This is a genomic window from Pararhodobacter aggregans (genome assembly GCF_003075525.1).
Taxonomy (GTDB): Bacteria; Pseudomonadota; Alphaproteobacteria; order Rhodobacterales; family Rhodobacteraceae; genus Pararhodobacter; species Pararhodobacter aggregans.
On record NZ_QDDR01000002.1, the window covers coordinates 331,961 to 344,576 of the forward strand.

The 12,616-nt window shown below is 70.4% G+C and carries 10 protein-coding genes; 5 read left to right on the forward strand and 5 right to left on the reverse strand.

The window, feature by feature from the left end; all coding sequences use genetic code 11:
• Position 1 precedes the first annotated feature (1 nt).
• The 4 genes from DDE23_RS05715 to DDE23_RS05730 all read left to right on the forward strand — a co-directional run bounded on the left by DDE23_RS05715 (position 2) and on the right by DDE23_RS05730 (position 4,600).
• On the forward strand, positions 2-757 hold the full coding sequence (locus tag DDE23_RS05715; protein ID WP_107750562.1) for a hypothetical protein: 756 nt from the start codon (positions 2-4) through the stop codon (positions 755-757).
• 22 nt (positions 758-779) lie between these two features.
• Entirely contained in the window at positions 780-2,330 is a 1,551-nt protein-coding gene (locus tag DDE23_RS05720; protein WP_107750561.1) for a flotillin family protein, read from the forward strand.
• A 9-nt stretch (positions 2,331-2,339) separates the two neighbouring features.
• Entirely contained in the window at positions 2,340-3,785 is a 1,446-nt protein-coding gene (locus DDE23_RS05725) for an aldehyde dehydrogenase (protein ID WP_107750560.1), read from the forward strand.
• A 71-nt stretch (positions 3,786-3,856) separates the two neighbouring features.
• Complete coding sequence (locus DDE23_RS05730) at positions 3,857-4,600, forward strand: alpha/beta fold hydrolase (RefSeq protein ID WP_107750559.1); 744 nt, start codon at positions 3,857-3,859, stop codon at positions 4,598-4,600.
• 3 nt (positions 4,601-4,603) lie between these two features.
• Here the strand turns inward: DDE23_RS05730 and DDE23_RS05735 are convergent, their stop codons facing one another.
• The 4 genes from DDE23_RS05735 to DDE23_RS25695 form a co-directional block, all read right to left on the reverse strand.
• Positions 4,604-6,253 carry an MFS transporter gene (locus DDE23_RS05735; RefSeq protein WP_157957976.1) on the reverse strand — a complete coding sequence of 550 codons (1,650 nt, stop codon included), beginning with the start codon at positions 6,251-6,253 and terminating at the stop codon, positions 4,604-4,606.
• Positions 6,254-6,379: 126 nt separating this feature from the next.
• Positions 6,380-7,345, reverse strand: a complete 966-nt coding sequence (locus DDE23_RS05740; RefSeq protein ID WP_107750557.1) for an aldose epimerase family protein — start codon at positions 7,343-7,345, stop codon at positions 6,380-6,382.
• Between the two features lie 77 nt (positions 7,346-7,422).
• On the reverse strand, positions 7,423-8,580 hold the full coding sequence (locus DDE23_RS05745; RefSeq protein WP_107750556.1) for an epoxide hydrolase family protein: 1,158 nt from the start codon (positions 8,578-8,580) through the stop codon (positions 7,423-7,425).
• A gap of 17 nt (positions 8,581-8,597) precedes the next feature.
• Positions 8,598-9,368 carry an SDR family oxidoreductase gene (locus DDE23_RS25695; RefSeq protein ID WP_107750555.1) on the reverse strand — a complete coding sequence of 257 codons (771 nt, stop codon included), beginning with the start codon at positions 9,366-9,368 and terminating at the stop codon, positions 8,598-8,600.
• A 155-nt stretch (positions 9,369-9,523) separates the two neighbouring features.
• Here DDE23_RS25695 and DDE23_RS05755 point away from each other — a divergent pair, with 155 nt between their 5' ends.
• On the forward strand, positions 9,524-11,017 hold the full coding sequence (locus tag DDE23_RS05755) for a hypothetical protein (protein WP_107750554.1): 1,494 nt from the start codon (positions 9,524-9,526) through the stop codon (positions 11,015-11,017).
• Between the two features lie 251 nt (positions 11,018-11,268).
• Here DDE23_RS05755 and accC read toward each other — a convergent pair whose 3' ends face one another.
• Positions 11,269-12,615, reverse strand: coding sequence for an acetyl-CoA carboxylase biotin carboxylase subunit (accC, locus tag DDE23_RS05760; RefSeq protein ID WP_107750553.1), 1,347 nt, complete (start codon positions 12,613-12,615; stop codon positions 11,269-11,271).
• Position 12,616 lies beyond the last annotated feature (1 nt).

Sequence of the window (12,616 nt, forward strand, 5' to 3'; positions counted from 1 at the left end):
CATGGCGCTGCCCCTCCTTGCCGGCAAGCGGATCGCGGTTCTGGGCTCGGCCTCGGGGCTGGGGCTGGCCGTGGCCGCCGCGGCCGAGGCTGCCGGGGCCGAGGTGCTGGGCATCGACGGGGCGGCGCGGTTCGAGCATCTGAGCGCGCTCTACCGGATCGAGCCGGGCGAGACGGGTGCGGCCGAAGCCGTCGCCGCCGCGCTGCCCGAGGGGCTGGACGGCCTCGCGCTGCTGCCCGCGATGCCGGAAGGGCCGCCCGCACGGCAACTGGCCGAGGCGCTGGCGCTGGCGCGGTTGCTGGGCGACCTCATGGGGCCGCGGATGGCGGCCGGGGGGGCGATTGTGGTGCGGGGTGCGGGCGATGACGCCCAGCGGGCCGGGGCGCTGGGGGCGATCCGGGCCGGGGTCAGCCTCAGGCCGGGGCAGGGCGCCGCTTTCGCCGCCCGCTGGGGCCTCGATACCGAACCCACAGGCACACCGCGCCTGATCGGCTGGGCCATGCAGGCCTGGGCCATGGGCCGCGCCACCCGCTGGCCCCGTATCCGCGTCAACGCGCTGCTGACCGCCGCGCCCGATGGCCGCCTGCCGACCGCGCAGGCGGCGGCCCTGGGCCTCGATCCTTCCGCCGGGCCCGCCTTGGCCGCCCGCGCCGCCGTCTTCCTTCTGTCGGACCTCGCCGCGGGTCTGACGGGGGCCTCGCTCGCCGCCGATGGCGGGGCCGGGGCCCAGCTTAAAACCAGCCTCGAAGGGCTTTGAGGCATCCCGAAAGGACCCACAGATGAGCACCATCTTCTGGATCATCGCCTTGCTGGTCGTCCTCGCCGCGCTGATCGCGCTGGCGGCGGCGTTCTATCAGCGCGCGACCAACGCGGTCAGCCTGGTGCGGACCGGCATCGGCGGGCGCAAGGTCGTCATCGACGGCGGCGCGCTGGCCTTGCCCTGGTTCCACGAGGTGAGCCGGGTCAACATGCAGACCATCCGGCTGGAGGTGCACCGCAACGCCGAACGCGCGCTCATCACCCGCGACCGGCTGCGCGTCGATGTGGGGGCGGAGTTCTATCTCTCGGTGCCGCCGACCGAGGCCAGCGTGGCCCGCGCCGCGCAGGCGCTGGGGCGGCGCAGTTTCCAGCCCGATGAGTTGCGCGCGCTGATCGAGGGGATGCTGGTCGACGCCCTGCGCTCGGTCGCGGCGCGGCACACGATGGATGAGCTCCACGAGGGGCGGGCGGAATTCGTGGCCGCCGTGAAAGCGGCGCTGGCCGAACCCATCGAGCGCTATGGTCTGCAACTGGACGCGGTGTCGCTGTCGGCCTTGGATCAGACGCAGTTCACCGCGCTGGACGAGAACAACGCCTTCAACGCCGTGGGTCTGCGCAAGCTGGCCGAAGTGGTGGCGCAATCGAAGAAGGAGCGGGCCGAGATCGAGTCGGATACCCAGGTTTCCGTCCGCCGCGCCGCCATGGAGGCCGCGCGCCGCAAGATGGAGATCGACCTGGAGGAACGCCGGGCCGAAATCTCGCAGGCGCAGCAGATCGAGGCCTTGATGGCCACGCAACTGGCCGAGGTGGCGCGGGCGAAGGCCGAGGCCGAGCAATCCGCCGCCGCCTCGCGCATCCGCATGGAGCAGCAGATCCAGGCCGCCGACATTGCTCGCGAACAGGCGATCCGCGAGGCCGAGATCCTGCGCGCCCGGGCGCTGGAAATCGCCGAGCAGGAGCGCGCGGTGCAGGTTCTGGCCAAAAGCCAGGAGGAAAGCCGCGCCCAGGCCGAGGCCGATCTGGCCCGCGCCGAAGCCGTGCGCGCGCATGAGGCGATCGAGACCGCCCGCGCCGGGGCCGAGGCCGAGCGGCGCCGCGATCTGGGGCTGATCGCCGCCGAGGCCGAGGCCATCGCCACCGGCCGCCGGGCCGAGATCGCCGCCGAGACGGCGCGCAAGGTGGCGGGCGAGAAGCTGGAGACCGCGAAGCTCGACGCCGAGGCGGGGCTGGCGATGCGCCGGGCCGAGGCCGAGGCGCTGACCGCGCGGATCGCGGCGGAGAACACGCGCTCGGGCGCGGTTCTGGCGCATGAGGCGGAACTGGCGCGGCTGGAGGCCATGCCGAAGATCATGGGCGAGATGATGAAGCCCGTCGAAAAGATCAAGGAAATCAACATCAATCAGGTCGGCACGGTGGAAGGCTCGCGCGGCGCGATCCTGCAGGCGCTGGAATCGGTGCTGGATCAGGCGGTGCAGGCGCCCAACCTGCACAAGGTGCTGGACTGGCTGACCGATGACATCCGCGACGGCGATCTGGACCGCAAGCGCCGCCGCGACCGGCGCGAGGAGTAAGGGCAGCCCATGACCCAGCCCCTCAAGGCCCCCGACAGTTTCTTCATCAATGGCGAATGGGTCCGGCCCCGGCACGGGCCAATGCTGGAAGTCGTCTCGCCGGTGACGGAGGAGGTGATCGTCCGCTACCCCGAGGCCCAGCCCGACGACATGGACCGCGCCGTCGCCGCCGCCCGGGCGGCCTTCGATCACGGGCCCTGGCCGCGGATGGCGCCGTCGGAGCGCGCGTCCTATCTGCGGCGGGTGGCAAGCCTGATCGAGGCGCGGCTGGAGGAAATCGCCTGGGCCTGGACCCGGCAGGTCGGGGCGCCGATCAGCCTGACCCGCAAGCTGGTGCCGCAGAATGCGACCCTCTTTCGCTATTACGCCGAGCTGATCGAGACCTATCCGTTCCGCGATGACCGCAAGCGCGACGATGGCGGCGCGGTGCGGGTGCTGCGCGAGCCGGTGGGCGTTTGCGCGGCGATCTCGCCCTGGAACGCGCCGATGGTGCTCTTGACCTACAAGATCGCGGCGGGGCTGGCCTCGGGCTGCACGATGGTCGCCAAACCCTCGCCCGAGACACCCTTGGAGGCCTATATCCTCGCCGAATGCATCGAGGCCGCGGGCCTGCCGCGCGGGGTTTTCAACCTGGTCCCGGCGGGGCGCGAGGCGGGGGACCACCTGATCCGCCACCGGGATGTGGACAAGGTGGCCTTCACCGGCTCCACCGCCGTCGGCAAGCATATCATGAAGGTCTGTTCCGAACGGCTGGCGCGGGTCTCGCTGGAACTGGGCGGGAAGTCGGCGGCGGTGCTGTTGCCGGATGCGGATTTCCAGAAGGCGCTGCCCTCGCTCATGGTCTATTCCATGCCGATCTCGGGGCAGGTCTGTTTCTCGCTGACCCGGCTTCTGGTGCCGAACAGCCGCAAGGACGAATTCCTGGACCTGTTCCTGCCGGCCGTGACGGCGCTGAAAGTGGGCGATCCGGGCGATCCGGCGACGCAAATGGGGCCCTTGGCCATGGCCCGCCAGCGCGAGCGGGTCGAGGGGTACATCGCCGCCGGGCGGGCCGGGGGGGCGACGCTCGCCTGCGGCGGCAAGCGGCCGGCGGGGCTGGACAAGGGCTTCTATCTGGAGCCCACGGTCTTCAGCGACGTGACGCCCGACATGAAGATCTTTCAGGAGGAGATCTTCGGCCCGGTCGTCTCGGTCATCGGCTATGACGACGAGGAAGACGCGGTGAAAAAGGCCAATGCCACGCGCTATGGCCTGAACGGCGCGGTCTATTCGCGGGACGTGGAACGCGCCTTCCGCTTCGCGCAGCGGATGCGGACCGGGGGCCTGACCATCAACGGCCTGATCGTCGATCCGAAGCACCCGTTCGGCGGCTACCGCGAAAGCGGGATGGGCCGCGAAGGGGGGCCGGAGGGGCTGGACAATTACCTTGAGGTCAAGACGATCCACATCGCCTGAGGCGCTCTGCCGGGCGTTGCCGCTGCGCTGGCGTCGCGCCATAGTCGCCCCGGTACGGCAAGGGGGGCGGCATGACGGGGCTATACGCGGAACGGGGCGGGCAGGGCGCGCGGCTGATCGTGCTTCTGCACGGGCTGGGGGCGACCGGGGCCGTCTGGCACGGCGTGGCGGCCGGGATCGAGGCGCAGGGCCACCGCTGGATCGCGCCGGATTTCCGGGGGCACGGGCGATCCCCCGCCGAGGGGCCCTACGGCTTCGGCGTCCATGCCGCCGATCTGGCGCGGCTGCTGGCGGCGGAGGATCCCTCGCAGGTCACGGTGCTGGGGCATTCCTTCGGGGGCGTGGTCGGGGCGCTCTGGGCCGGGGGGCTCTTTGGTCCGCCCCCGGCGCGGCTGGTGACGCTGGGGGTCAAGCAGGTCTGGAGCGCCGAAGAGATCGCCGGGGCGCAGGCCATGGCCGCCCGCCCGGGCAAGGTCTTTGCTACCGAGGCCGAGGCCCGCGAGCGTCATGCCAAGGTGTCGGGCTTGCTTGGCCTTGTCTCGCTTGGCGCCCCGGCGCTGGCGCGGGGGGTGCGGGCGGTCGAGGGCGGCTTCACCCTGGCCATGGCGCCCGGGGTCTTCGGCGCCGTTGGCCCCTCGATCGAGGCGATCCTGCGGGGCGTGCAGGTGCCGTTGCGGATGACGGCGGGTTCGGGCGATCCGATGGTGACGCTGGCGCAGATGCGGGCCATCGACCCCGGGGCGCTGCTGCTCGACGGGCTGCCCCATAACGTGCATGTGGCGGCGCCGGAGAGGGTGCTGGCGCTTCTGGACTGAGGCTCAGGATTCCACCGGCGGGCGGATATGGCCATCCTCGGGCCGGGCCTCGACCGCCGGATCGCGCACCAGATGGTAATGCAGGCGCAGCGGTACCGACGGGTCGATCAGCGCGCGCAGACGCTCGCTCATCTGCGCCTCGGAGACCGAGCGGCGCAGATGCATGCGCTGCATGTCGAGCCAGGTCGCGGTCTTGAACCGCTCGGTCCAGAGCTCGGGGTCCAGCATGTCGCGCGACAGCGTCCAACGCCGGGCGCCGCGCCGCAGCCGGGCCTGCCGCCTTTCGGCCATGGCGGCGAGGAAGGCCTCCTCATTGGCGAGGGGCACGCGGTATTGCGTCTCGCACAGGATCGGGCCGCTTTTCGGCAGGATGTCGAGCCGGGTCTCGGGCGCGGTCCAGGGCGCGTGGATATCGACGGTGGCGGCGTCGAAATCGCGCAGTTTCAGGACCAGCCCGGCGACGGCGCCAAGGCCCATGACCACGGCCGAGACGGTCAGGCTGAGCCTGAGCGACCCGTGATCGGCGATCAGGCCCCAGAGAAGCCCCCCGGCCGCGCTGCCGCCGAAGATCGAGGTCTGGTAAAGCGCCAGGCAGCGGCTGACGATCCAGCGCGGCGAGGACATCTGCACCGTGGTGTTGAGCGTCGACAGCGTGACCAGCCAGCAGGCCCCGGTCAGCATCGCCGAAAGGATCGAGAGCCAGAGCCACTGGCTTTCCCCAAGCCCGAAGGTGCCCAGCGCGAAGAACCCGAAACCCACCCGCACCCGCCATTCGGGGCTGAGGCGCCGCGACAGGCGGTTGGCGGCAAAGGCGCCGCCCACGGCGCCGAGGCCGAAGGCGCCCAGAAGCAGGCCGTAGGTCCGCGAATCCCCGCCCAGAAGGTCGCGGGCAACCAGCGGCATCAGCGCCATGACCGAGATGCCGGCGAAGTTGAAGATCGCGCCCCGCGCCATGACCACCAGCATGTTGGGCGACAGCGCGACGAAGCGCAGCCCGGCCAGGATCGCGGCGCCCACGGGTTCGGGCGGCAGGCCCGCCTTGCGCTCGCCCGCGGGCCAGCCACGGGCCACGAACACCACCCAGAGGTTGGCCACGGCATTGACGGCGAAGGCGGCGAAGGCGCCGACAGTCGCTACCAGCACGCCGCCCAGCGCCGGGCCCATGGTTCGCGCCAGGTTGAAGCCCACCGAGTTCAGCGCGATGGCCTGCGGCAATTGCGCCCGTTCGACGATTTCCGAGACCATGCTCTGCCAGCCCGGATGGCTCATCGCCTTGGCGCTGCCGATCAGGAAGGTGAAGGCCAGAAGCGACCACGGTGAAAGCAGGTCCAGATAGGCGGCGATTGCCAGCACGGCCGAGACGAGGAACAGCGCCAGCTGCGCCCAGATGATGATGGTGCGCTTGCCGAAAGCGTCGGCGACGGCGCCCGCGGGCAGCGCGAACAGCATCATCGGCACGGCGATCGAAGTCTGCACCAGCCCGACCATCGACGGGCTGCCGCCGATCAGGGCCATCAGCCAGGCGGCGCCGACGCTCTGGATCAGCCAGCCGAAGTTTCCGGCCAGCCCGGTCAGCCAATAGCCGCGATAGCGGCGGTTGGCGAAGGGGGCGAAGGCGGAGGGCGGCGCCTCGGGACGCAGGGTATCGGGCATGGTGAGTCGGTGCAGATCGTCCGGCGGCCGCATCCTGCGCGGTCGGGGGCAGTCGATCACTTCGGGGCGGGGGATGCAATCGCCCCTGTGGTGGTTTGCCGCAGGGCGGGCCCGGTTTCGCGACGGTCAGACCGGGGCGATCTCGACCGTCAGGCGCTGGCGATAGGGGCGCTCCGGGCCGCAGAGGATGCTGGGGAAGCCGGGGCGGTTCGGGGCATTGGGATAGCCCGAGGGCTCGATGCAGAGACCGGCGGCGGGGGCCAGCGGACGGCCGGGCAGGCCGCCCCCGGCGGGGCCCATGCCGTGCCCGGTATAGAGCTGGGCGCCCGGCTGGTCGGACCACATCCTGAGCCGCAAGCCATTGCCCGCGCTCAGTTCCGCGACCGGCAGCGCCGGGTCCCGTGTCGGGGCGAACAGCAGGAAATCGTCGGCCGGGGCCTTGGCGGGGGACAGCGGGCGGGCCCTGCGGTAATCGAGCGGCCCGCCATCGACCGGATGGATGGCGCCGGTCATGATCCCCGCCGCGTCGCGGTCCAGCACCCGGTCGGCGTCCAGCCGCAGGCGCTGCCCCGCGATCCCGCCGCCCGCCAGCGCGTAGTAATTGTGCTGGGCCAGCGAGATCGGGGTCTCAGCCTCGGCCCTTGCCTGCATGTCCCAGGTGACGGCGTGATCCCTCAGCGTCACCGTGACGGTGAAGGTGACGGCGCCGGGGAAACCCATGGCGCCATCGGGCGAGCGATGGGTGAAGCGGGCGCGTTGCGGGCCGTCGGGTTCCAGCAGCCAGTCCACCGCCCAGAGCCCGCCCGCGCCGCCGTGCAGCAGATGCTTGCCGTCATTGGCCTGCAAAAGCTGCGGCCCGCCCTGCCGGGGATAGCGCGCGTCGCCGATCCGGTTCGCCACCCGGCCGACGATGGCACCCATGAACCAGCGGTTGCGGGCATAGGCGGCGGGATCGGCATAGCCCAGGATCACCGGCTCGGGCCGGCCGTTCAGGTCCACCCGCCAGTCCTGCATGGCGGCGCCGCGGCTCAGCAGGGTCACGCTGACCCCGCCGTCCCTGAGCACCACCTGCGCCATCTGCCCTTCGGCCACGCCCGCCTCCGCCCGCTGTTGCCGGACCTTAGCGCAGGGCCGCAGCGGGCTCCAGCCCGGGCAGGTGTCGCCTCTGCCTAAGGCGCGAGGCCGGTACGGCGCAGGGGCCGCAGGAAGGTCTGGATGTCCGCTGCCAGCGCCTCGGGCTGTTCCATCGCCGCGAAATGGCCGCCCCGGGGCATCGCGGTCCAGTGCCGGAGGTCGGGATAGAGCCGCTCGACCAGCGAGCGCGGCGGGCGGATGATCTCACGCGGGAAGGCGGCAACGCCGGTCGGCACCGTGATCGGCCGGGGCATGGGGAAGGGCCGCTGGCGGCGGGTGACATAAGGATGGAACGACGACCCGATGCAGCCGGTGAACCAATAGAGCGAGATCAGCCCCAGCATCCGGTCCATGGACAACGCGCTTTCCACCTCGCCGCCGCAATCGGTCCAGCTTCGGAATTTCTCGAACATCCAGGCGGCAAGGCCCGCCGGGGAATCGCTGAGCGCATAGGCCAGGGTCTGGGGCCTGGTGCCCTGGATCCATTGATAGCCGGTCTCCTGCGCGGCGAAGACCTGCATCTCGGCGGCGTAGCGGGCCTCGTCCGGGGTCGGGTTTTCGATCGTCGCGGGATTGATCGGCAGCGCGGTCATGTTGAGGTGGATGCCGATCAGCCGCTCGGGCGCGTCATGGGCCATGCGGGCGGTGACGAACGACCCCCAGTCGCCGCCCTGCGCGGCGAAGCATTCATGGCCAAGCTCGGTCATCAGCCGCAGGAACAGGGTCGAGATTTCCTCGATCCCGTAGCGCGGCCCGTTCGGCGCGAAAGAGAGCGTGTAGCCGGGCAGGGACGGGACAACCAGCGTCACCGCATCCGCCGGATCGCCCCCGAAGGCGGCGGGATCGGTCAGCCGGGGGATCAGGTCGAGGAATTCCAGCACCGACCCCGGCCAGCCATGCGACAGCAGCAGCGGCAGCGGGTCCGGCCCCTTGCCCGGCACATGCAGGAAATGCAGGTCCAGCCCGTCGATGGTCAGGCGGTAATTCGGCAGCGCGTTCAGCGCGGCCTCGGTCTGGCGCCAATCGTAGCGCTCGCGCCAATGGGTCATGGCGCGGGTCATGAAGGCGAGGTCGGTGCCTTGCGTCCAGCCCGTACCGGGCGCCTGATCGGGAAAGCGGGTCCGGGCAAGGCGGGCCTTGAGGTCAAGGATCTCGGCCTCGGGGATCTGCAGGGTGAAGGGGCTAGGGGTCATCCGGGGTCTCCTTCGGGTCAAAGACCCAGCGCCTCGCACTCGGCCATCGCCGAGAGGCCGCCGTCAAGGGCCAGCGCCTCGCCCTTGATCCAGCCGCTCTCGGGCGAGAGCAGGAAGGCCGCGACCGGGGCGATATCCGCGACCCGGCCCCTGCGGGCGGTCCGTGCGGCGTTCCGGGCGATGGACTCGGCGCTCTGCAGCCGCGCGAAATCTTCCAGCAGCGGGGTCTCCACCGCTGCCGGGCAGAGGGCGTTCATCCTGAGGTCGCGGGCGATCAGCGGCGCGGCGCTCTGCCGGGTCCAGAGGATCAGCGCCTCTTTCGACAGGGCATAGGCGCGCAGCGCGTCGATGCCCTCGCGCGCGCAGAAGCCCGCCACATCGTCATGCCACCCCAGCGCCAGCGCGGCCCTGGCCTGCGTCAGGTTCTCCCGCCAGGCGTGCCCCGCGCGGGACGCGATGGTGACCACCGCGCCGCCGGGGGTCAGGCGGTCCAGCACGGCCTCGGTCAGGTGTTTCAGCCCCAGCAGATTGACGCGGAGGAGCTGCGCCTCATTGCCCGGCCGGGGCGGCAGACCCGCGGAATTGACCAGCCCGTCCAGCGGCCCGGCGATGGCCGAGAGCACCCGGTCGATGCTGGCCGGATCGCCCTGATCCAGCGCGTGGCACTCGGCCCCCGGCAGACCGACCGGCCGCAGATCCAGCGCGACGACCTGATGTCCGTCCGCCAGCAACCGTTCGGCGATGGCCCGGCCGATCCCCGAGGCCGCGCCCGTGACGATGACCCGCATGATACCCCTCCCTGTTGCCGCCCGATCCTAGGACCGGCGGCCGCCCCGCGACACGGGCGCGCGCGGGCTTGCCGCCAGGCGGCAAAGCCGTGGCTTGGCGCTTCGGCCCGGGCGCCTGGCTGCTAGGCTGGGGGCGACAATCAGGGGAGGGCTCCATGCAGGTTCATTTCGTCGATACGACCTTCCGCGACGGCTCGCAGAGCCTTTGGGCCAGCGGCATGCGGTCGGGGATGATGGAGGCGGTCGCGGGCGACATGGACCGCGCCGGGTTCCGGGTCATCGAGGTTCCGGGAAATGCCATCTATTTCAAGAAGCTGGTGCGGGACCTGAAAGAGGACCCGTGGCGGCTGATGGCCCGGCTGGCGGACCTCATGCCCAACACCACCAAGGCCTGCATGGCCAGCACGCTGAACCTCAACCTTTTCGGGGCGCCGACGCCGCTGGTGCTGGGGAAACTCTTCTTCAAGCGCCTCTACGAGCTGGGGGCGCTGCAACGGGCCCAGCTGATGAGCAACACCCAGGACCAGATCGCCCGCGATTTCGCCGACCTGTTCGGCGCCTACCGCGAGATCGGGATCGAGGTGGTGCCGGGCATCTGCTATTCCCTCTCGCCCCGCCACTCTGTCGACCATTTCCGCCGCAAGACGCGCGAGGTGGCGGCCTGGAAGCCCGAGGTCATCTATATCAAGGACGCGGGCGGGCTTCTGACCGTCGACCGGCTGCGCGAGATTGCGCCCGCGATCCTGGAGGAAGCGGGGACGATCCCGGTCGAGCTGCATTCGCATTGCACCACGGGCGAGGCGCCGATGGTCTATGCCGCGGCGCTGGAGCTGGGGATCGCCACGCTGCACACCGGCATCCCGCCCTTGGCCGAGGGCTCGGCCCAGCCCTCGGTCCTGCGCACGGCGCGGAATGCGATATCCGCCGGGCATGCGGTGGGGCTGGATCTGGACCGGGTGCAATCGGTCTCGGACCGGCTGATGGAGTTCGCCCGGATCGACGGGATGCCCTTGGGCGCGCCCTCGGCCTATGACGCGGCGCAGTATGTGCACCAGATCCCGGGCGGGGTGATTTCCAACCTGCGCCATCAGCTGGCCAGCATCGGTTTGCAGGACCGGCTGGAAGAGGTGATCGAGGAAACGGTGCGGGTCCGCGCCGACATGGGTTACCCGGTGATGATTACGCCCCATTCGCAATATGTCTGCACCCAGGCCGCGCTGAACGTGCAGGCGGGCGAGCGTTACAAGGTGGTGCTGGATGAACTCCTCCTGTTCGCGCGGGGGCGCTATGGCGAGGATTCGGGCTATCAGGACATGGACGAGGGGCTGCGCGACCGGCTGCTGGAAAACCCGCGCGGCAAGGAACTGGCCGCCAAGACCGACACCACCCCCCAGCGCGAGATGACGCTGGCCGAGGCGCGGGCGCTTTACGGCGGGGCCAATGTCTCGGACGAGGAGATGCTGCTCCGGGCGATGATGCAGGGCCAGAGCGGCGATATCGAGGCGATGCGGGCGGCGGGGCCCTGGCGGCAGTATGCCGGGGCCGATCCGGTGATTTCACGGGTGATCGAGCGGTTCGGGGCCTGCAAGAGCCTGCGGCATCTGGAGATCCGGCGGGGGGATGACGCGCTGGTGTTGCAGCGGGGGTGAGGGGGCGGTGCGTGCAAGCACGCACCCTACGGGATGGAACGCAAGGTGGGATGAAATCCCACCCTACGGGATCCAGGGATATCCCGCCCCGTAGGGTGGGGTTCCACCCCACCATGCAACCCCGCTTCGGAACGCCATCCCACCGCCCGTAGGGTGCGTGCTCGCACGCACCATTGACGGCCACACAAAGTGCGATGAAATCCCACCCTCCAGGGCGCCCGTAGGGTGGGGTTTCACCCCACCATCCGCCCTCACGACGCCATCAACCGATCCACCAGAACCGTGCTCACATCCCCCCGCGCGAAGGCCGCATCCGTCACGATGCGCTGCACGAAGGGGATCGTCGTCTCGATCCCGCCGATCTCGAATCCGGCCAGCGCACCTTCCATCATCGCCAGCGCCTCGGCCCGGTCGCGGCCGTGGACGATCAGCTTGGCGATCATCGAATCGTAGAAGATCGGCACCCGGTAGCCTTCGTAACAATGCGAATCGACGCGGATGCCCGGCCCCTCGGGCGGGGTCCAGCCGGTGATGCGCCCGGGGGTCGGACGGAAGCCTTGCGCCGGGCTCTCGGCATTCACCCGGGCCTCGATGGCGTGGCCGGTGAAGCGGATGTCCTGTTGCGAGAACGATAGCCGCTCGCCGTTCGCCACGCGGAATTGTTCCTGCACCAGGTCGATGCCGGTGATCATCTCGGTCACCGGATGCTCGACCTGGATGCGGGTGTTGACCTCGAGGAAATAGAAGCCCTCGCGCTCGGCATCGACCAGGAATTCCACGGTCCCGGCGCCGACGTAATCGATGGCCCGGGCCAGCGCGACGGCGGCCTGCTGCAAGCCTTGGCGCAGGGTGTCGGAGAGTTGCGGGGCGGGGGCTTCCTCGACCATCTTCTGATGCCGGCGCTGCGAGGAACAATCCCGCTCGCCCAGATGCAGCACGGTCCCGTGGCTGTCGGCCAGGATCTGCACCTCGACATGCCGGGCCTTGGCGACATAACGCTCGACATACATCGAACCGTCGCCGAAAGCCGCCTTCGCCTCGGCCGAGGCCGCCTGGAAGGTCTCGGCCAGTTTACCGAGGTCATGGACGATCTTCATCCCTCGCCCGCCGCCGCCCGCTGCGGCCTTCAGCATCACCGGCGCGCCGATCTCGCGCGCCTTGGCCAGCGCCTCATTGGCCGAGGCCACCTTTTCCGAGCCCGGCAGCACCGGGACCCCGGCGGCGAGGGCCACGCGCCGGGCCTCGATCTTGTTGCCCATGCGGGTGATGTTGTCGGGCGTGGGGCCGACGAAGGTCAGCTTTTCCTCGGCGCAGCGGCGGGCGAAATCGGCGGATTCCGACAGGAAGCCGTAGCCCGGATGCACCGCGTCGCATCCCGTCACCGAGGCCGCCATCAGAAGGGTCTCGATCTGCAGATAGCTTTTCGCCGATTCCGCCGGGCCGATGCAGAGCGTCCGGTCGGCCAGTCTTGCCGCGAGGCTGTCGCGGTCGGCGTCCGAGACGACCTGCACCGTTTCGATGCCCAGCGCCCGGCAGGCGCGGATGATGCGCACGGCGATTTCGCCGCGGTTGGCGATGAGGACCCGCTGGATGGCCATG